The organism is Lentzea sp. NBC_00516 (assembly GCF_036346835.1).
Classification (GTDB): Bacteria; Actinomycetota; Actinomycetes; order Mycobacteriales; family Pseudonocardiaceae; genus Lentzea; species Lentzea sokolovensis.
In genome coordinates this window covers 6,618,240-6,640,009 of the sequence record NZ_CP107840.1, presented here as the reverse complement: position 1 = coordinate 6,640,009, position 21,770 = coordinate 6,618,240, and the positions used below count along the sequence as shown (strand labels likewise).

General features: G+C 66.3%; 8 protein-coding genes. 5 read left to right on the top strand and 3 right to left on the bottom strand.

Annotated features, from left to right (window positions below):
* Window positions 1–248 precede the first annotated feature (248 nt).
* Window positions 249–2,402, bottom strand: a complete 2,154-nt coding sequence (locus OG205_RS30035) for an AAA family ATPase (protein WP_330271355.1) — start codon at window positions 2,400–2,402, stop codon at window positions 249–251.
* A 267-nt stretch (window positions 2,403–2,669) separates the two neighbouring features.
* On the opposite strand from OG205_RS30035, the gene OG205_RS30030 reads away from it, so the two are divergent.
* The 5 genes from OG205_RS30030 (at window position 2,670) to OG205_RS30010 (ending at window position 19,863) form a co-directional block, all read left to right on the top strand.
* A complete protein-coding gene (locus OG205_RS30030; protein WP_330271354.1) occupies window positions 2,670–5,906 on the top strand; it encodes a LamG domain-containing protein in 3,237 nt (1,078 codons plus the stop codon).
* A 62-nt stretch (window positions 5,907–5,968) separates the two neighbouring features.
* Window positions 5,969–9,241, top strand: coding sequence for a LamG-like jellyroll fold domain-containing protein (locus tag OG205_RS30025; RefSeq protein WP_330271353.1), 3,273 nt, complete (start codon window positions 5,969–5,971; stop codon window positions 9,239–9,241).
* A gap of 122 nt (window positions 9,242–9,363) precedes the next feature.
* Window positions 9,364–12,642 (top strand): LamG domain-containing protein, encoded by a 3,279-nt coding sequence (locus OG205_RS30020; protein WP_330271352.1) that lies wholly within the window; start codon window positions 9,364–9,366, stop codon window positions 12,640–12,642.
* A gap of 31 nt (window positions 12,643–12,673) precedes the next feature.
* On the top strand, window positions 12,674–19,390 hold the full coding sequence (locus OG205_RS30015; RefSeq protein ID WP_330271351.1) for a polymorphic toxin-type HINT domain-containing protein: 6,717 nt from the start codon (window positions 12,674–12,676) through the stop codon (window positions 19,388–19,390).
* 26 nt (window positions 19,391–19,416) lie between these two features.
* Window positions 19,417–19,863, top strand: a complete 447-nt coding sequence (locus OG205_RS30010) for a hypothetical protein (protein WP_330271350.1) — start codon at window positions 19,417–19,419, stop codon at window positions 19,861–19,863.
* 171 nt (window positions 19,864–20,034) lie between these two features.
* Here OG205_RS30010 and pssA read toward each other — a convergent pair whose 3' ends face one another.
* Both pssA and OG205_RS30000 read right to left on the bottom strand, forming a co-directional pair.
* Window positions 20,035–21,003, bottom strand: coding sequence for a CDP-diacylglycerol--serine O-phosphatidyltransferase (gene pssA / locus OG205_RS30005; protein ID WP_442916599.1), 969 nt, complete (start codon window positions 21,001–21,003; stop codon window positions 20,035–20,037).
* Complete coding sequence (locus OG205_RS30000) at window positions 21,003–21,698, bottom strand: phosphatidylserine decarboxylase (protein WP_330271349.1); 696 nt, start codon at window positions 21,696–21,698, stop codon at window positions 21,003–21,005. Before OG205_RS30000 ends, pssA begins: the two co-directional genes overlap by 1 nt.
* Between the last annotated feature and the right edge of the window lie 72 nt (window positions 21,699–21,770).

Genomic DNA, 21,770 nt, shown 5'->3' with positions numbered 1-21,770 from the left:
CCGTTTGACATCCCCTTCTGCCTGCAGCAAGAGCTATGGCACGACTCGTGACGAAACCACCCCACCCAGACCGCACGGTAAGAACGGCTCGCCTTCGGCTTCGCGGGTGATCTGCGTTCCCGTGACCGCGCGCTAAGTACGGCTCGCCTTCGCCTTCGCGGGCGCCCTCGCGCTCGCCTTCGCGGGAGTGTCAGACCTCGTCGCTAAGTTGGGTCGCGGGGGGTCCTTGTATCGAGGGGACCCCTGCGTCAGCGTGCTTTTGCGTAAGCGGCCAGCGATGCCAACTGTGCCGAATCCAGTGACGGGCGCACCACTGTCCTCGCCTTGGCCAGGTGGGCCTGAGTCACCTCGGCCGCGTCGAGCGACTCCCGCATTGCGGTCAGCGCCGCCTCGCGGATCAGGGCTGCGCAGTCTGCCGCCGAGTACATGTCCAGGTCTTCGGCCAGTTCGGACAGGTCCACGTCGGCGGACAGTGGTGTGTTTCGGGACGAGGCCTTGAGGATTTCCGTGCGGGCCTCGGCGTCTGGTGGTGGCACGTAGATGATGCGTTCCAGCCTGCCTGGGCGGAGCAGGGCCGGGTCGATCAGTTCTGGGCGGTTGGTCGCGGCGATCACGACCACGTCGCGCATGGGTTCCACGCCGTCCAGTTCGGTGAGCAGGGCGGCTACCACTCGGTCGGCCACGCCTGAGTCCGAGGACTGGCCTCGGCGTGGGGCCAGGGCGTCCACCTCGTCCAGGAAGACGAGTGCTGGGGCGGCGTCTGCTGCTCGGCGGAAGAGTTCGCGGACCGCTCGTTCTGATTCTCCTACGAACTTGTCCATCAGCTCGGCGCCCTTGACGGTCAGGACGTTCAGCTGGCCCGTGCCTGCCAGTGCTCGGACCAGGAACGTCTTGCCGCATCCCGGCGGGCCGTAGAGCAGGAGGCCGCGTGGTGGGTCCACGCCCAGACGGGCGAAGGAGTCCGGGTAGCGCAGGGGCCAGAGTGCCGCTTCTGTCAGGGCCTGCTTGACCTCCTTCATGTCGCCCACGTCGTCCAGCGTCAGGCCGCCGGTCTGGACCGTGTCGGAGGCGGACATGGAGATCGGGCGGACCGTGTTGAGGGCGCCCAGCAGATCCTCTTGTCCCACACGGGGTTCTGCCACCTCGCGTTGGCGCAGGGCGGCTCGGACCGCTGCTTCGCGGCGCAGGGCGCAGAGGTCCGCCGCCACGAAACCCGGTGTGCGGGCGGCTACTTCGCCGAAGTCCACATCGGACTGCACCGGGACGTCGCGCAGCAGTACCCGCAGGAGTTCGGTCCTGCCCGCGGCGTCGGGGAGGGGGAGTGCCAGCTCGCGGTCGACGAGATCGGGGGCGCGCAGGCGGGCGTCGACCGACTCCGCGCGGGCCGAGGTGACCACGAGTGCGAGGTTCGGGCGGGAGATGGCCGTGCGCAGGATGTCCAGGACGACGGTCGCCACCGGTGGCGGTGCGGTGGGCAGCAGTGCGTCGATGTCGGTCAGGAGCAGGACAGTGGGGTGTTCGGGGACGCCCGCGATCGCGTCACCGAGTTGCTTCGCCATCGCGCCCGGTTCCAGGACGGCGATGCTCGGCGCGGCCAGTTCCACGACCGTCGCCTCGACCGAACGGGCCACGGCGCGGACCAGCGTTGCCTTGCCGACGCCTTCCGGGCCGCTGATCATGGCGGCCAGGCGGGCGGAGGCGCCCAGCTTGGTGAGGAGTTCGGGCTGGCGGAACATCAGCTCCAGCCACTCGGTCAGGCGGCGCGCCTGTTCGCGCTGGCCGACCAGGTCCGCGAGCGGCAGCGCCTCGTGCTTCTCCTGCACCACCACCGGCGTCACCTCGGCGGCGGGAGCCGAGGCCGAACGCCAGCCCACGACGCTCGACGGCTGCACGGCCACCGGGCCCGCCGGGTCGGTCGAGGTGATGGTGATGAGTTCGTTGGTCCACGTCATGCCGATGGCGTTGGACAGCTTGCGGCGCGTCTCGGAGACATTCGCGCCGGGCGGCGGCGCGAGGTCCTGGGGGAGCAGCGAGACGTTGTCGCCGACGGTCAGGACCTTGCCCGTCAACGCCATGCGCACGTGGTCCGGCGTCAGCGCCGTGGTGGCCAGGCGGGAGCCCGCGACGGTGATCGAACGCGCGGCGGTCACCTGGACGGGAGCCACGACGATCTCGGAGCCCTCGACCACGCCGAGGTTGGTGAGCGTCACGTCGTCGACCAGGACCACGCCCGGTGGCTGCTCGCCGGCGGCGGCCAGAGCGGCGCTCACACGGGCGCCGGTCAGCTTCACCGCGTCCCAGGCGCGCAGGCCCAGGGCGTCGAGCACCTCGGGGTGAAGGCGGACCACCCCGCGCCGGGTGTCCAGAGCGGACGGGGACAGGCGAGCCGTCAGCGTGATCACGACCACGACTCTAGTTCCTCGCTGTGAACGTGCCGGGTGGCTGGGGAACAGCGCGCGTAGCGCGATCTTGAACCACGCCAATCACACATTGGTCACACATGTCCTGGTGAGACGGGATTAGCCCGAACGGAGTCTTCCGGGTAAGGCGGATGTAAAGGCACGGTGGTGCGGAGCCCGAGCTGGGCTCGGTCGTCACGCGGCGGCGTGACGTGGCACAACCTGGGGGGCAACACTTTCATGCGCCATAGACAGGCGCGCGTATTTCGCATGCGCGCATTCGCTCTGGTATTGGCCGTTTCGGCCGGATTCGTCACTCCTGACGCGCTCGCGGCGCCTGCTCCGGGCGAGTTGCCGGACGAGGTGTCGGCGCTGGCGGCGGCGCGGAGGTTCGACAAGCCGGTGAAGGTGTCCGGGCTCACGACCGAGGCGTCGGAGACCGTGGCGAACCCCAACGGCAAGATGACGTTGATCCAGTCGCTGAAGCCGGAGCGGGTGAAGCGCGGCAACAAGTGGGTTCCTGCCGACACGAAGCTGCGCAAGCACTCGGACGGTCTGATCCGCCCTGAAGCGGCGGCGGTGGACCTCCAGTTCTCGGGCAAGGGCAAGGGCAAGCCGCTCGCGCTGGTGGCGAAGGACGGCGTCGAGGTCGGTCTGTCCTGGCCTGAGGCGCTGCCGGAGCCGAAGGTCGAAGGCGCCAAGACGACGTATTCGGACGTGTGGCCGGGCATCGACCTGACGGTCGAGGCCACCGAGACCGGGTTCAGCCAGTTGCTGGTGGTGAAGAACGCCGACGCGGCGAAGTCCGACAAGCTGCGCAAGGTCACCTACGGCTCGCACGTCAAGGGCGGCAAGCTGAGCCAGGCCGATGGCGTGCTCACCGTGAAGGACGACAAGGGAACCGTGCGGTTCACCGGTGACGCGTCGCAGATGTGGGACGCGACCGGTCGTCCGGCCAAGATGGGCGTCGAACTCACCGACGACACCCTCTCCGTGCTGCCCGACCAGGCGTTCCTCGCCTCGCCCGAGACGAAGTTCCCGGTGTCGATCGACCCGCGGTACAACTGGGCCGGGTTCAAGAACCACCACCTCGTCCTGCAGGAGTACTTCCCGAACGCCCGCAACTACGACCGCACCGACGGAGAGTTGGGCGACCTCAAGTCCGGCTGGCACAGCAGCACCGGCGCCTCGATCTCCTACGTCGAGATGAACACGGGTCCGCTGGCGCGGAAGAAGATCCACTCTGCGAAGTTCGCGACGAAGGTGATCCACTCCGCCAACTGCGCCGCGGCCGAACCGACGGCTCTGTGGCACATGGGCGGGATCGGCCCCGACACCACGTGGAACAACGGAGGGCCCGCGTGGTTCAGCAAGTGGACGACGATCAACACGAAGAACAACGGCAGCTTCTGCCCGTCCGACGGGCAGGCCGAGTTCGACATCACCGGCCTGGTCCAGTACCACGCCGAGAACGCGTACCCGGCGATGACGGTCGGCCTCATCAGCGACAACCTGGCCACGAACGACAGGGCGTGGCGCCGGTTCGACCTCAACCCGGTGCTGAGGGTCGAGTACAACTCGTACCCGAACAAGGCGCGGGACCTGAGCATGGAACGGGGCCTGTACGCGTGCGGTAGCGGAGACAAGAAGTCGTACGTGCCGACGCGAACGCCGCGCTTGCGCGGTCAGCTGTCCGATCCGGACGGTGGCGTGCTCGTGTCGCACTTCGCGTTGCACAAGGGGCCGCTGGGCAACAGCTTCTCCATCGGCGACTACTTCATCTGGGAAACGCCGTCGGGTTCGTACGCCGAGGCACCGGTCCCTGCCGGGACGATCACCGAGGACGGTGTCTACAACTGGTCGGTGGACACCGGCGACGGTGAGTTGCTGTCCGGCTGGGAAGGCAACTGCGAGTTCATCGTCGACACGGTGAAGCCCGTTGTGCCGCTGGTGAAGTCGGTGGAGTACCCGGAGGCCGCGCCCGGTGGTGGCGCGGGCGTGACGGGCACGTTCGAGCTGGACTCGGTGAAGTCGTCGAGCGGTGACGTGGCGAAGTTCATCTACTCGTTCACCTCGGACGGTGGTGACGGCCTGGGCAAGGAGCAGGCCGTTGACGCGGACGGCAAGGCGACGATCCGCTGGACGCCGCCAAGCGGTACGACCGAGACGTTGTACGTGAAGACGGTCGACCGGGCGGGCAACCTGTCCGACCTGCGGACCTACAACTTCATCGTGCTGGCCGGCGGACCTCCCGCGGCCCACTGGGCCCTGGACGGCGCGCTGACCGATGCCAACGGCGGCAACCCGCTGACGTCGAACGGCACCCCGAACCCCGCCGCGGCGGGCCACGTGGGCAAGGCGGTCGCCCTGCCCACGAACCAGGACTTCCTCAGCGGCGGCGCGGTCGTCGACACGTCGAAGAACTTCACGTTCTCGGTGTGGGCGAAGCTCAACAACGCCAACGAGAGCCAGGCCGTCCTGTCCACTTCGGACCCGTCGAACCTCAGCGCCAGTCTGTACTACGAGAACGTCAACAAGCGCTGGGCGTTCGGCATGACGTCCAAGAACAACCACTCCGACCTCCGCGTCGTGCAGAGCCAGAACGAGGCGTCAGCAGGCGTCTGGACGCATCTCGCCGGCACCTATGAGGCGACGAACAGGACGTTCGTGCTGTACGTCGACGGCAAGAAGCAGGCCGAGGCGACGGGGCTGGAGAGCTGGCAGGCCTCGCAGCTGCTGGCCGGACGCCACCTGTGGGGCGGTCAGGGCATCGCGGGTCTCACCGGCTCGGTCGACGAGATCAAGCTCTTCGGGCGGACGTTGAACGAGCCCGAGGTCAAGTCGCTGGCGAAGCAGGCCGGTGTTCGCGCTCATTACAAGATCTCCGAGGGCACTGGCACGTCGACGAAGGACGAGGTCACCGGCCGCAACGCCACCCTGACCGGGAAGACGGCCTGGGAGGCGGACGGCACTGACACGTCGTTGTTGCTCAACGGTCCTGACGCCGACGGCAACCCGCAGGATCTGGCGGCGTACACGTCGGCTCCTGCTCCGGGAATCCGGACGGACCGGTCGTTCACGGTCTCGACGTGGGCGCGGCTTGATCTGGACGCGCACGAGGACAAGCCGCGCACGGTCGTGAGCTTGGTGAACGGCGGAAGTTCACAGCTCGACATCCGTTACGGCGGCGCGTCGAAGAAGTGGGAGTTCGTGATGGGCGGCACGACCGTTGCGACGGCGTACCGCGCGGAGATGTACGAGTGGGTCTACCTGACAGCGGTGCATGACACGACCACGTCGGAGATGCGTTTCTACCTCAACGGCATCTACATCACCAGGGCCCCGTTCACCGGCGGCACGGCCTCGACGGAGTCCACTGTGGAGTTCGGCAGGTTGAGCCCGGCCACGGCGGCCGGCGGTTTCTGGAAGGGCGGCATCGACGACACCCGCGTCTACGCAGGCGTGTTGACGGACGAAGCGATCCTTTCGCAGGCCATCCGCAGCTGAGCCACAGCTCAGGGGGCCAGGGCTCTCGCCCTGGCCCCGGCCTCGAAGACCTGGGGGAAGACTTGAAGCGCCACAAGCAGGCGCGCGCGTTCGGCGTGCGCGCGCTCACTCTCGCACTGGCCGTTTCGGCCGGTTTGATCACTCCTGACGCGCTCGCGGCGCCTGCTCCGGTGGAAATGCCGGACGAGGTGTCCGCCACGGCGGCGGCGAAGAAGTTCAAGAAGCCGGTGAAGGTGTCGGGCCTGACGACCGAGGTCTCGGAGACCGTCGTCAATCCGAACGGCAAGATGACGTTGGTCCAGTCGCTCAAGCCGGAGCGGGTCAAGCGCGGGAACAAGTGGGTTCCCGTCAGCACGAAGCTGCGCAAGGACGCGGACGGGGCGATCCGGCCGGAGGCATCCGCCGTGGACCTCCAGTTCTCCGGCAAGGGCAAGGACAAGCCGCTCGCGTCGGTGGCGAAGGACGGGGTCGAGGTCGGCCTGTCCTGGTTGGACGCGTTGCCGGAGCCCGCGATCGACGGCGCGAAGACGACCTATCGCGACGTGTGGCCAGGTGTCGACCTGACGGTCGAGGCGACTGAGACCGGGTTCAGCCAGCTGTTGGTGGTGAAGAACGCCGACGCGGCGAAGTCGGACAAGCTGCGCAAGGTCACCTACGGTTCGTACGTCAAGGGCGGTGCGCTGAGTCAGGCCGACGGCGTGCTGACGGTGAAGGACACCCAGGGGCAGGTCCGGTTCACCGGTGACGCGTCGCAGATGCGGGACGCGACCGGCCGTCCGGCGAAGATGGGCGTCGAGCTCACGGACACCACCCTCTCCGTCCTTCCCGACCAGGCGTTCCTCGCCTCGTCGGAGACGAAGTTCCCCGTGTCGATCGACCCGAGCTACAACTGGGCCGGCCTCAAGAACCACCACGCCGTCATCCAGGAGAACTTCCCGAACGCCCGCAACTACGACCGCACCGACGGCGAACTGGGCGACCTCAAGGCCGGCTGGCACAGCAGCACGGGCTACTCGATCTCCTACATCGAGATGGGCACGGGCGCGTTGGCGGGCAAGAGGATCCACTCGGCGAAGTTCGCGGCGAAGGTGATCCACTCCGCGAACTGCGCGGCGGCCGAACCGACGGCCCTGTGGCACATGGGCGGAATCACTCCGCAGACCTCGTGGTCGAACGCTCCTGGCTGGATCGGCAAGTGGGGGACGACCAACAAGACGAACAACGGCAGCTTCTGCCCGTCCGACGGCCAGGTCGAGTTCGACGTCACCGGCCTGATCCAGAACCACGCCGACAACGCCCACCAGCAGGTGACCCTCGGGCTCTTCACCAACAACGACGCCAGGAACGACAAGGCGTGGCGCCGGTTCGATCTCAATCCGGTGCTCAGGGTCGAGTACAACTCGCCCCCGAACAGGGCAGTCGACCTGAGCATGGAGCGCGGCGTGAACCATTGCGGGATCGGGCCGGACAAGGCGTACGTGCCGACCAGGACGCCTCGCCTGCGCGCTCGGGTGTCAGACCCGGACGGCGGGGTGGTCACCTCTCACGTCAACTTGCACAAGGGAGCGCGGGGCGCCAGCTTCGCCATCGCGGGCTACGAGACCTCTGACATCCCATCAGGTTCGTTCTTCGAAGTGCAGGCCGCACCGGGGTTGATCACGGAAGACGGTATCTACCACTGGCTGGTGAACACGAGTGACGGTGAACTGACCTCCGGCTGGGTGGACGGCTGTGAGTTCGTCATCGACACGGTGAAGCCCGTTGTGCCGCTGGTGAAGTCGGTGGAGTACCCGGAGGCCGCGCCCGGTGGTGGCGCGGGTGTGACGGGCACGTTCGAGCTGGACTCGGTGAAGTCGTCGAGTGGTGACGTGGCGAAGTTCATCTACTCGTTCACCTCGGACGGTGGTGACGGCCTGGGCAAGGAGAAGGTCGCCGATGCGGACGGCAAGGCGACGATTCGCTGGACGCCTTCCAACGGCACGAGTGAGACGCTGTTCGTGAAGACGGTGGACCGGGCGGGCAACCTGTCCGACCTGCGCAGGTACAACTTCATCGTGTTGCCCGGCGGGCCTCCCACAGCGCATTGGGCATTGGACGGTGCCCTCACGGACTCCAACGGCGGCAACGCGTTGGTGTCGAACGGCACCCCGAACCTCTCCGCGACGGGTCACGCGGGCAAGGCCGTCGCCTTGAACACGACGCAGGACTTCCTCAGCGGTGGAGCCGTGGTCGACACGTCGAAGAACTTCTCGTTCTCGGTGTGGGCGAAGCTCAACAGCGCCAACGTGAGTCAGGCGATCATGTCCACTTCGGACGCCTCGACGTTCAGCGCCGCCCTGTACTACGAGAACGTCAACAAGCGCTGGACGTTCAGCATGACGCCGAACGAGAACCGGTTCGACCGCAAGCTGGTGTACTCGGCCGCCGAGGCGGAAGCCGGTGCCTGGACGCATCTCGCCGGCACCTACAACGCGACGAACAGGACGTTCGAGCTGTACGTCGACGGCAAGAAGCAGGGTGAGTTCGCCGGGTTGGAGAGCTGGCCGGCGTCGCAGATGCTCGTGGGTCGCCAACAGTGGGGCGGTCAGGGCACCGCGGGTCTCGTCGGCTCGGTGGACGAGCTCAAGGTCTACCGCCGCACGTTGAACGACTCCGAGGTCAAGGCGCTGGCGAAGCAATCGGGTGTGCGCGCTCACTACAAGATCTCCGAGGGCACGGGTACGTCGACGAAAGACGAGTTCACCGGCCGCAACGCCACGTTGAGCGGGAAGACGGTGTGGGAGACGGACGGCACCGACACGTCGTTGCTGTTCAACGGTCCTGACACCGACGGCAACCCGCAGGACCTCTCCGCGTACGCGTCGGCTCCAGCTCCGGGCATCCGCACCGACCGGTCGTTCACGATCTCGACGTGGGCGCGACTGGACCTGGACGCGCACGAGGACAAGCCACGCACGATCGTGAGCCTGGTCAACAACGGAACCTCGCAGCTCGACATCCGCTACGGCGGTACGTCGAAGAAGTGGGAGTTCGTGATGGGCGGCACCACCGTCGAGACCGCGTACCGCGCGGAGCCAGGGGCATCGGAGTGGGTCTATCTCACGGCCGTGCACGACACCACGGCGTCGGAGATGCGCTTCTACCTCAACGGCATCTACATCACGAGGAAGCCGTTCACCGGCGGGTCGGCTTCGACCGAGTCCACTGTGGAGTTCGGCAGGCTCTCCCCGGCCACGGCCGCAGGTGGTTTCTGGAAGGGCGGCATCGACGACACCCGCGTCTACGCCGGTGCGCTGGACGACGCTGTGATCGTCGCGCAGGCGGTTCGCAGCTGACGGAAGGGCGTGAGCGCCGTCAGCGGCGCTCACGCCCTTCCGCGCAGGTCTTCACCACAGACCGTGGTGATGTGTGAAAGAGCCGGGCTCGGCTCGGTGTCAACACTGGGGGGCAGTACTCGATGCGCCACAAACAGGGGCGCGCGTTCAGAACGCGTGCCTCGACTCTGGTGCTGGCCGTTTCGGCCAGTCTTCTCGTCCCTGACGCACAGGCGATGGCCGCACCGGTGGAGCTGCCGGACGAGGTGTCCGCCACGGCGGCGGCGAAGAAGTACAAGAAGCCGGTGAAGGTGTCGGGCCTGACGACCGAGGTCTCGGAGACCGTCGTCGAGCCGGACGGCAAGCTGGTCTTCACCCAGTCGCTGAAGCCGGAGCGCGTGAAGCGCGGGAACAAGTGGGTTCCCGTCAGCACGAAGCTGCGCAAGGACGCGGACGGGCTGATCCGCCCCGAAGCCGCGGCGGTCGACCTGAAGGTGTCCGGCAAGGGCAAGGGCAAGCCGCTCGCGTCGGTCTCCAAGGACGGTGTCGAGGTCGGTCTGACCTGGTTGGAGTCGTTGCCGGAACCGAAGGTGGACGGCGCCAGGACGACGTACTCGGAGGTCTGGCCGGGCATCGACCTGACCGTCGAGGCCACGGCGGGCGGCTTCAGTCAGCTGCTCGTGGTGAAGAACGCGGACGCGGCGAAGTCGGACAAGCTGCGCAAGATCACTTACGGCTCGCACGTCAACGGCGGCAAGCTCAGCCAGCAGGACGGGTTGCTGGAGGTCAAGGACGGCAAGGGAAACCTGCGGTTCACTGGTGACGCGTCGCGGATGTGGGACGCGACCGGCCGTCCGGCGAAGATGGGCGTCGAGCTCACGGACACCACTCTCTCCGTCATTCCCGACCAGGCGTTCTTGATCTCGCCGGAGACGAAGTTCCCGGTGTCGATCGACCCGAGCTACAACTGGGCCGGCCTCAAGAACCACCACGCCGTCGCGCAGGAGTTCTTCCGCGACGCCCGCAACTACGACCGCACCGACGGTCAGCTGAGCGACCTCAAGGCGGGGTGGCACAGCAGCACGGGCTACTCGCTCACGTACCTCGAGATGGACATGAGGCCGATGGTCGGCAAGTGGATCCACTCGGCGAAGCTCGCGATGAAGGTGATCCACTCCTCGAACTGCACCGCGGCGGAAGCGACCGGCCTGTGGCACACCGGACCGATCGGTCCCGCCACCACCTACGGCTCCGGTCCGCAGTGGTACGGCAGGCAGTCGGCGATCAACAGGACCAACAACGGCAGCTTCTGCCCGTCCGACGGGCAGACCGAGTTCGACGTGCTCGGGCTGGCCAGGTTCCAGGCCGACAACGGCTACGAGAGCATGACCGTGGGCCTCGCGACGGACAACGGCGCCGCGAACGACAAGGCCTGGCGCCGGTTCGACCTCAACCCGGTGCTGCGCATCGAGTACAACTCGTACCCGCTCCCGCCCGTCGACCGCAGCATCGAGCGCGGTCTCAACCCGTGCAACGAGGGCGGTACCGCCAACCTCACGTACGTCCCGACGAGGACACCCCGCATGCGGGCCAAGCTGCAGGATCCGGACAACGGCCTGCTGTGGTCGTACTTCCGGCTGTACAAGGTCGTGAACGGCAACCCGGTCGAGATCATGGGCTACCAGAACGAGGGCACCCCGTCGGGGTCGTACTCGGAGGCCCAGGTGCAGCCGGGCACGATCAACGAGGACGGCCCCTACCAGTGGTCCGTGAACACCGGTGACGGCCAGCTGGAGACTCCCGCGGCGAAGCTGCCGCAGTCGTGCCACTTCGTGGTCGACACGGTGAAACCCGTCATGCCGTTGGTGAAGTCGGTGGAGTACCCGGCGGGCACGCCTGGCGGTGGTGTCGGTGTGACCGGCACGTTCGAGCTGGACTCGGTCAAGTCCACGAGTGGTGACGTGGCGAAGTTCGTCTACTCGTTGACGTACGACGGCCAGGACGGTCTGGGCAAGGAGATGGTGGCCGGTCCGGACGGCAAGGCGACGATTCGCTGGACGCCGACCACCGCGGGAACGCAGACGTTGTACGTGAAGACGGTCGACCGTGCGGGCAACCTGTCCGACCTGCAGACCTACAACTTCATCGTGCTGCCGGGCGGACCTGCCGTGGCCCACTGGGCCCTGGACGGCGCGCTGACCGACTCCACCGGCGCCAACGCGTTGACGTCGAACGGAAACCCGAACCTCGCCACCGCCGGCCACGTGGACAAGGCCGTGACGCTGAACGGGACGCAGGACTTCCTCAGCGGCGGTGCGGCGGTCGACACGTCGCAGAACTTCACGCTTTCGGCGTGGGCGAAGATGACCGCGGGTGGCCTCGGTCGCGTCGTGTTGTCCACCGTGGACGCGTCCACGCTCAGTTCCAGCCTGTACTACGACTCGGGCAACAACCGCTGGGCCTTCGCGATGACGCCCAAGGGGAACAAGAACGACGTCAAGGTGGTGCACTCGACAGCCGAGGCGCAAGCGGGTGTGTGGACTCATCTCGCCGGTACTTATGAGGCGACGACGAAGACGCTCATGCTGTACGTCGACGGCAAGAAGCAGGGTGAGTTCGTCGGGCTGGAGAGCTGGCAGGCGTCGCAGCTGCTGGTGGGCCGGCATCGGTGGAACGGCCAGGACGTCGGTGGGTTCGCCGGTTCGGTGGACGAGCTCAAGGTGTACGGCCGCACGTTGAACGACTCCGAGGTCAAGGTGCTGGCGAAGCAGGCCGGTGTGCGCGCTCACTACAAGATCTCCGAGGGCACCGGCACGTCGACGAAGGACGAGATCACCGGCCGCACCGCCACGCTGAGCGGCAAGACGGCGTGGGAAACGGACGGCACGGACACGTCGTTGCTGTTCAACGGTCCTGACACCGACGGCAACCCGCAGGACCTGTCCGCGTACGCGTCGGCTCCGGCGCCCGGGATTCGCACCGACCGGTCGTTCACGGTCTCGACGTGGGCGCGGCTCGACCTGGACGCGCACGAGGACAAGGCACGTCCGATCGTGAGCCTGGTCAACAACGGGACCTCGCAGCTCGACATCCGTTACGGCGGTGCGTCGAAGAAGTGGGAGTTCGTGATGGGTGGCACCACGGTGGCCACCGCTTATCGCGCCGAGATGTCCGAGTGGGTCTACCTGACGGCCGTGCACGACACGACCACGTCGGAGATGCGCTTCTACCTCAACGGCATCTACATCACCAGGGCTCCGTTCGCCGGTGGTTCGGCCTCAACGGAGTCCACTGTGGAGTTCGGCAGGTTCTCCCCGACGACTGTCGCGGGTGGTTTCTGGAAGGGCGGCGTCGACGACACCCGTGTCTACGCGGGTGCGCTGTCGGACAACGAGATCCGGGCGCAGGCAGTGCGCAGCTGATCAAGCTTTTCACTTCTACCGAAGGAAGTTCATGCGTAACCACAAACAGTGGTCGCGCGTCCTGGCTGTAGCGCTGGGCTGGGTCATGATCGCCGGTGTCGTCTCCCCGACGCCGGCGATCGCCCAGCCCACGGGCAGAGACGCGAAGAAACCCGACACCCAGACCGAGAAGAACGTTCCCGGCGAGCCCGCGAAGCTGCGCCCCGTCACCCAGATCGCGGCGAACAACCAGCCCACCCCGAAGGTGAACTGGCCTGCGGCGAACAAGTCCGAGGTCGCGGCGGAAGGCGGCTTCCGCAAGGCCGGCGCGTCCCCGATCGAGGTCAGCAAGCCGGACGCGGCTCCCGTCCAGGTCGAGACGTTCAACCAGGACACCTCGGCGAAGGTCGGCGTGGCCGGTGTCGTGCTGAAGGTCTCCGACAAGGCGGGCCGCTCGCCCGGTAAGACCTCGGTCCAGGTCGACTACTCGGGCTTCGAGCACGCCTACGGCGGTGACTACGGCTCGCGCCTGCGGCTGGTGCAGCTGCCGGAGTGTGCACTGTCCACTCCGGACAAGGCGGAGTGCAAGAAGCGCACGCCCGTCGCGTCCCGCAACGACATCAAGAACAAGAAGCTGACGGCCACCGACCTCGCTCCTTCCGCGGGCGCGATGGTGCTGGCGGCCGAGCCCGCGGCGGGCGGTGCCGGTGGCTCGTTCCAGGCGACGTCGTTGTCGCCGGCGGGCAGCTGGTCGGCGGGTGGTTCGAGTGGTGACTTCACCTTCAACTACCCGATCAAGCTGCCGGGTTCGGTCGGCGGCAGTGCGCCGGGGGTTGCTCTGGGGTATTCGTCCGGCACTGTGGACGGCCGCACCAGCGCGACGAACAACCAGGCGTCGCCCTCCGGTGACGGCTGGGACCTCGCCGCAGGCGGGTTCATCGAGCGTCGCTACAAGAGTTGTGGTGAGGACCTCAACTCGGCGATCGGCCAGGAGAAGACGGGCGATCTGTGCTGGGTCACCGACAACGCGACGATCCAGCTGGCGGGCATCTCCTCGGAAATGGTCCGGATCGGCAACACGGAGACGTGGCGCGCCAAGAACGATGACGGTTCCAAGATCGAGCGCCTCTACCGCACGCCTGTGGCGGGCGGTGACAACAACGGTGAGTACTGGAAGGTGACGACGACGAACGGCACCCAGTACTTCCTGGGGTCGCGTGAGAAGGAGTCGACGTGGACGGTACCGGTCTTCGGCAACCACTCCGGTGACCAGTGCTGGGAGCCGGGCAAGCAGTTCAAGGATCTGTCGTGCCGCCAGGCGTGGCGGTGGAACGTCGACTACGTGGTGGACCCGAAGGGCAACGTCACGCGGTTCTACTACGAGGTCGAGAAGAACCGGTACGGCCGCAACAAGGACGCCGGCGACGGTCAGGAGTACGAGCGCGCGGGCCAGTTGCGCCGAATCGACTACGGCCTGCACAACTCCGACGAGAACGCTCCGGCTCCGGGGCAGGTCCTGTTCGACTACTCGGAGCGGTGCATTCCGGCGAACGGGTTCGACTGTGCTGCGGGGAATTTGAACAAGGACACCGCGAAGAACTGGCCGGATGTTCCGTTCGACCAGATCTGCGCGCCGGGTGCCCGGTGTGAACGCCAGTTCTCGCCGTCGTTCTTCACCCGCCTGCGGTTGACGAAGATCACCACCCAGGTGCGCAGGGAGAACGTGGCGGCTGAGTGGAACCAGGTCGACAAGTGGGAGCTGGAACAGTCGTTCCCACCGTCGCAGGACGGTCTGGATCCGGCGCTGTGGCTCGACGGCATCAAGCACACCGGACTCACTGGCCAAGCGATCTCCCTGCCCTCCACGAAGTTCGAGCGTCGCACGATGGCGAATCGGGTGGACGGGATCAGCGACGTGTACCCGCCGCTGTTGCGTGGCCGGATCACTCGCGTGCAGCACGAAGCCGGCGGCATCACCGAGGTGTCCTACACCGACGCGGACTGTGTTCCCGGCCAGCGCATGCCGACTCTGGCGAACGCGCACGAGAACACGATGAGGTGCTTCCCGTCGTACTGGACACCTGAGGGCGCGCAGGAGCCGCAGCTGCACTGGTTCCACAAATACGTGGTGCGTGCGGTCGTGGTCGATGACCGGGTCCGTCAGCTCAGCGAACAGACGAAGACCTATTACGAGTACGAGAGCATCGGCAACGCCTCGTTGTGGCACTTCGACGAGAACGACTTCGGCGACCCGAAGTACCGGACCTGGTCGCAGTGGCGTGGTTACAACAAGGTTCGCACGATTGTCGGTGACACCAACGAGCCGGACCGGCCGGTCACCGAGAAGATCTACCTGCGGGGCGTGGACGGCGACACCATGCCAGGCGGTGGTAAGCGCGACTCCTGGGTCGAGTACGACGGTGATCGGATCGAGGACGTCGAGCGCCTGAAGGGTGTCGAGTGGAAATCGTTGTTCTACAACGGGAACAAGGTCCACGCGAAGACCACCAGCGAACCGTGGCTGTCACCTGTCACCGCTGAGAACGGTGAGGACAAGGCGTATCTGCTCAACACCAGGTCGGTGACGACCAAGACCGCAGTCGGCACCGACTCGTGGCGGACCAAGAGGGCGAGCACGACGTTCGACAACGTCTTCGGTCAGGCCACCAAGGTCGAGGACGAGGGCGACATCGACGTCACCGGCGACGAACGGTGCACGAACACCACCTACGCGCGCAACGAGGCCGCGTGGATGCTGTCGTATGCCAGCCGGATCCTCGTCTACGCCGCCAAGTGCGACGTCCCGATGACGGACGACAACACCATCAGCGACACGGTCTCCGCGTTCGACGGAAAGGCGAACGGGGAAGCGCCCACCAAGGGTCTCGTCACCACCGCGTCGAGGTGGAACGGCGAGCGCACGACGCCGCGCGCGTACCAAGCGATCAGCACCACCGAGTACGACATCTACGGCAGGGTAAAGAAGTCGACCGACCCCGCGGTCGGTGACACGACGACGGTCATGGAGCCGACGTTCGGTTTCCCGGTGCGCAAGGTGACCACCACCAACGCCAAGGGGCATTCCTCGATCGTCGAGTACGACCCGGCGCTCGGCATGCCGGTCGCCCAGATCGGTGCGAACGGCGAGCGGATCGACGCGAAGTACGACTCGCTGGGCCGGTTGACGCACACGTGGTTGCCGCACCGTGAGCGGGATCTGAGCGCGAGTGCGCAGTACGAGTACATCTACGACGAGTCGACCGCGACCGTCGTCGAGGTCTCGAAGTCGTTGCGTGAGCGCGACGAGCAGTACAACGTCTCGTACAAGATCTACGACGGTCTCATGCGCTTGCGTCAGACGCAGGTGCCCGACGGCGAGCAGAAGCAAGGCGAGCTCGGGCGGATCCTCTCGGACACGTTCTTCGACTCGCGAGGTCTGGTCACCAAAACGTCCGCCGCGTACTTCAACAAGCAGGCGCCGGACGGCAAGCTGTTCGTGGTCGCGGATGTCCAGGTGCCCAACCAGGAGATCACCAAGTACGACAAGCTCGCGCGCCCGGTCAGCGTCGCCTACCACAAGTTCGGCACTCCGCAATGGAACACCACCACGGTGTACGCGGGTGACCGTGTGCACGTCACGCCACCGGCAGGGCAGATCCCGACCACCGTCGTGAGCGACGCGCACGGCCGTGAGATCGAACGCATCCAGCACGACGGCGTCGGTGCCGGTGTCACGAAGTCGAAGTACAACTTCAAGGGACAACTGGAACAGGTCACCGACCCCGCCGACAACAAGTGGTCGTACGAGTACGACCTGCTGGGCAGGCAGAAGAAGCAGACCGACCCCGACCGCGGCTCGACCACCACCGAGTACAACGCGTTCGACCAGGTCGTGAAGTCGACCGACAGCGAAGGCCGGTCGCTCTCGCTGAAGTACGACCAGCTCGGCCGCAAGACCCAGATGCTCTCCGGCACCACCACGCTGGCCGAGTGGGCCTACGACGGCAAGAAGAAGGGCTTGCTCGACTCGTCCACCCGCTACTCCGGCGGCCAGGCCTACGTCCAACGGGTCACCAGGTACGACCAGTTCAGCCGCATCCGCGACACCGAGGTCGTGATCCCCACGACCGAGGGCGGGCTGGGCAAGACCTACAAGTTCTCGCGTGACTACACGCCGGTCGCGGGTGCGCCGCAGTCGGTGCTGTCACCGGCGGTCGGCGGCCTGCCGCAGGAGCGGGTGTCGACCTACTACAACGACCAGGGCGCACCGGTGAAGACCGGCGGCTTGAGCACCTATGTCAACGAACAGGTCTACTCGAAGTTCGGCGAGACCCTGCGCCTGAGCCTTGGCGAGGCCGACAGCCTGAACCAGCTGTGGCTGACGAACTACTACGAGGAAGGCAGCCGCCGTCTCGAACAGGCCATTGTGGACCGTTCGAAGGACACCGACTGGCGCATCTTCAACCAGAAGTACTCCTACGACGTCGGCGGCAACATCACCCGGATCTCCGACGAACCGAGTGACACCACGGCGCGGGACACGCAGTGCTTCCGCTACGACAACCTGCGCAGGCTGACCAAGGCGTTCACTCCCGCCTCGGGTGACTGCGCTTCCGCGCCTGTCGGCGGTGCGGCGCCGTACAACCACGAGTACGAGTACGACGCGATCGGCAACCGCACCAAGGAACGCACGATCACGGGCGCCAACGTGGTCAGCCGCAAGTACAACTACGACCCGGCCAACCAGCCGCACGTCGTGCGGTCGATCGACGAGACCGGCCCGTCCGGCACCGCCCGTGACGAGTTCGGCTACGACAAGACCGGCAACACCAGTACCCGCAAGATCGCCGGCAACACCCAGACGATCTCCTACGACGTCGAGGGCCGCACCTCCAAGGTGGTGGAGGGCTCAGGCAAGGAGTCGTCGTACCTCTACGACGCCGATGGCAGCCGGCTGATCAAGCGCGAGCCGGGTCGTACGACGCTGTACCTGCCCCAAGGCATGGAACTGGTCCTGGACACCGGCACTCAGCAGGTGACCGGCAAGCGCTACTACGCCCACGGCGGCAACGTCATCGCGACGCGGACCTCCGACGGCAAGGTGTCGTTCGAGGTGGGCAACCACCAGGGCACGCCGACCGTCTCGGTCAAGGCAGACGACCTGACGTACCAGCGTCAGTACTTCGACCCGTTCGGCAAAGCCCGCGGCGGGAGCGGCTCGTGGCCGAACGACAAGGGATTCGTCGGCGGTACACGTGACGTTTCGGGGCTGACTCACCTCGGGGCCCGCGAGTACGACCCGGCGACCGGCCGGTTCCTGTCGGACGACCCGATCATGAACGCGGCGAACCCGCAGCAGGTCAACGGCTACTCCTACAGCAACAACAACCCCGTCACGTTCTCCGACCCGTCAGGGATGTATTTGGAGGGCGGTACCGGTGCCGACGGCCACACCTGGGGCATCGACATGCGTGGCGGCGGCACCATCATCGGCAATCCGCCAGACAGCGAGATGGGTGGTCTCGCGCAGGCGTTCCCGCAGGCGGCCAAGAAGAACCAGCGGGCCAAGGCCCAGCAGCAGGCGCGGGCGAAGGCCATGGAGGACGAGGCCGACGGTGCGGCCGAGCTCGCAGACCTCGTGCGTGATGCCACTAACCCGCAGACGTGGTGGGACATCGTCGTCGCAGAGCTCCCTGACCTGTTGATGGACCTATCAGGCCTCAACGACGTCAAGAACTGCTTCACGGAGTTCGACCTTCTCGCCTGCATCAGTCTGGTGCCCGCGGCGAAGGTCATCAAGTTCGCCAAGGCCACTGAACGGATCGTCAAAGCGATCATCAAGGCGAACCGGATCATCGACAAGATCGCGGCCGCCGCGTCGAGGCTGCGCCGGATCGAGGAGAAGGCCGAAAAGGCCGTCGAAGACGCGACCGAGGCTCTGGACGCGATATCGTGCTTGACCGGCAACAGCTTTGTGTCAGGTACTCGAGTTTTGATGGCAGATGGATCATCGAAACCGATCGAGGAGATAAAGCTCGGTGACCAGGTGCTCGCGGTCGACCCCGAGAAGGGGGAGTCCGGTGCGAAGTCGGTCGTGCGAACAATCATCGGCAACGGCGACAAGAACCTGGTCGACGTCGCCGTCGACACCGATGGCGACGCAAGCTCGGCGGCCGAGACGATCACCGCGACTGATGGACACCCGTTCTGGCTGCCGGCAGAGCAGCGTTGGGTCAAGGCGTCGGAACTGTCCTCAGGAAAGGAGTTGCTCGACTCCAATGGCGTTCAGCTGAGCGTCACTGCTGTCCGGGCATGGACGGAAAAAGCACGTGTGTTCAACCTGACGGTTGAAGGAATTCACACGTACCACGTTCTGGTCGGGGCGACTCCGGTCCTGGTTCACAACTGTGGAAATGCAAGTCTTGACGACCTTTTCGCGGCGGCTACCGCCCCTCCGGCCAAAGGTCAGCTGACTGCCGCCGGCCGCGCTCAGCAGAAGCATGGAGACCCCAGTCCTGGAAATATCGCTAAGCGAGGTCAGGCGCACGTCGACAAGTACAACTTCGGCCCTCTCACAAATTCCGAGAAGTCTGAAGTTGGGGCGGAGATGATTGAAGAGATTTTGACGAATCCGAACACGACGGATACCTTGAAATCGGCAACCGCCCATTACGGTGGCGTCATTCGCGATATCAGGATGAATGATGGGAGCTGGGGTGCCAGGTGGAGCATGCGAGGTGGAAGGCTAACCTTTGAGGGGTTCCTGTGATGGAACCAGGACGTGGAGAAGGTCAGATGGACTACCGAAGCGAAGACTTCCTGGTGGATGGGGCGTTGCGTGACGTCTGCGTTCTCGATGCCGGCGTTGAGGACTGGCAGCGAATGCTCTCCTCGCTCTCGTCCACCGGATGGGAGGTGTCGTTCGCGACGACCCTCGCGGAAGAGCCGCCTGGTCTGCTGGTAAATGCGCGGGAGCTGTTTGACCTGCTCGCTCTTGATGGTGAGGCCTCGGCCAGGCTGGCGATTCATGTCGAAGAGATCTGGTTCACCTGCTACTTCTTCGATGTGGAGGAAATCGAATTCACCTTTGATCCGGAGGATGTCTCGGATGAGGCTTCCTTCAGGTCTTTGGAGAGTTTTATCGGCTGGCTCGGCGATTCTTCTCGAAAGCAAGTGGTCATGACGATGGAAGGCACTGATCACCGATCAATGCCTGCCATTCTGGAGTACCAGCCCGCCTGAGTGGGGTAGGGGCCTTCCGGGAGCTTCTTCCGGAAGGCCCCTGTGCGGTCTGTCTGCCTTGCCTGTTGGTGAGAACGACGGATCGTGCGTGGTTTGCTCGGCATGGCCTTGGTCGGCAGAAGGGCCGGACACGTTCAACGTGTCCGGCCCGCAGTCTGTTCAGGGGATCGATCAACGCTTCGGCTGTCGCCGAAGCCCCAGTTGGCGCCAAGAGCGACGGCGTCCGTTGGTAGAGGACACCGAGCTCTCTGCAGCGGCAGCGACAGAACCATCGCGCCGAGGCCGGCGCACCGCGCGCATGGCCGCACCAGCGACGCGGCCGCGCAAAGGCTGACGCAGGCCGAGACGGCGAGCAGCGACACCGTGCGCCCGCTTGATGGCCCGGCGATCAGCACCGGTGACGGTCCAGGCTTCCGGGTGCTTGGACAGCCACATGTACCGCCGCACCGAGTAGGGCAGGTGCGCCAGGTACACGACCATCGCGATGATCAGCGCCACCAACGGGTACGTGATGATCGCGGCCGCCAGCAGGCCGACGGCGACCAGCAACGGGGCCACCGCGCGCGGCGGCACCTTCACCGTCTTCACCGACAGGGTGGGAATCCGCGACACCAGGAGCATCGCCACCAGGACGGTCCACGCGCCCACGACGTAGGAGTTGTTCCACCAGCCGGCGGTGCGGACCTGCTCCTCGATGATCAGAGGCAGCAGCAACAACAACCCGCCTGCGGGAGCAGGGACGCCTACGAAGAACTCCTTCGCGAACGGCGGTTGTTCCTTTTCCAGCAACGTGTTGAAGCGGGCGAGGCGGACCACCATGCAGACCGCGAAGATCAGCGCGATGACCCAGCCGGCGCGGTTGCCCTCGAACTTCCACAGGTAGATCGCGAGGGCCGGTGCGACGCCGAACGAGATGGCGTCGGCCAGCGAGTCCAGTTCCGCGCCCATCTTCGACGTCGCGTCCAGCATGCGGGCGATGCGGCCGTCCAGGCCGTCGAAGACGGCGGCTGCCGCGATCGAGGCGATGGCCGCGCCCCACATGCCGACGTTCGCGAAGTGCACCGCGGACAGGCCCGAGCACATGGCCAGGACGGTGATCGCGTTCGGCAGCAGGCGGACGCCGGGCCCGCTGGGAGCCATCAGGCTTCCGGGAGCTCGGCGAGGACGGTCTCGCCGCCGATGGTGCGCTGGCCCGCCTCGACCAGGACGCGGCTGCCGCGCGGCACGTAGAGGTCCACCCGCGAGCCGAAGCGGATCAGGCCGTAGGTCTGGCCTGCGGTGACCTTCTCGCCCTCGGCGACCTCGCACACGATGCGGCGGGCGACCAGGCCGGCGATCTGCACGACGACGAGGTCGTGGCCGTCGACGGTGCGCAGCCACACGGTGTTGCGCTCGTTCTCCTCGGAGGCCTTGTCGAGGTCGGCCGAGAGGAACTTGCCGGGGTGGTACGAGACCTGGACGACCTCGCCGTCCGCGGGCACGCGCTGCACGTGCACGTCGAACACCGAGAGGAACACGCTGACGCGCGTCATCGGCGTGGTGCCGAGGCCGAGCTCTGCGGGCGGGACGGCGTCGACCACGTGCGAGACGGTGCCGTCGGCCGGGGCCACCGCGAGGTTCGGACGGGTCGGCGTCACGCGCTTCGGCTCGCGGAAGAACCACGCCACCCACGCCGTGACCAGGGCGAGGACTACGCCCAGGCGCTTGAAGCGCAGCCGGACGAGGAGGGTCGCGATCGCCGCGGCGGCCACGAACGGGCGGCCTGCCGGGTGCATCGGCGGCACCATGCCGCGCGCGAGTTCGAGGAAGTGGGAGACGGGCTTCTCGCTGCTCATCGTGTCTGGGGGTCCGTAGCTTCCGTGAGTTGTCGGGCGCCAACACGCTACGGCAACACGCCAAACCGCCCA

Excerpts from the sequence above, each read along its gene's own strand:
- OG205_RS30000 (WP_330271349.1), bottom strand. The coding sequence starts at position 21,698 with ATGAGCAGCGAGAAGCCCGTCTCCCACTTCCTCGAACTCGCGCGCGGC.
- OG205_RS30015 (WP_330271351.1), top strand. The coding sequence starts at position 12,674 with ATGCGTAACCACAAACAGTGGTCGCGCGTCCTGGCTGTAGCGCTGGGC.
- OG205_RS30010 (WP_330271350.1), top strand. The coding sequence starts at position 19,417 with ATGGACTACCGAAGCGAAGACTTCCTGGTGGATGGGGCGTTGCGTGAC.
- OG205_RS30020 (WP_330271352.1), top strand. The coding sequence starts at position 9,364 with ATGCGCCACAAACAGGGGCGCGCGTTCAGAACGCGTGCCTCGACTCTG.
- OG205_RS30030 (WP_330271354.1), top strand. The coding sequence starts at position 2,670 with ATGCGCGCATTCGCTCTGGTATTGGCCGTTTCGGCCGGATTCGTCACT.
- pssA (WP_442916599.1), bottom strand. The coding sequence starts at position 21,003 with ATGGCTCCCAGCGGGCCCGGCGTCCGCCTGCTGCCGAACGCGATCACC.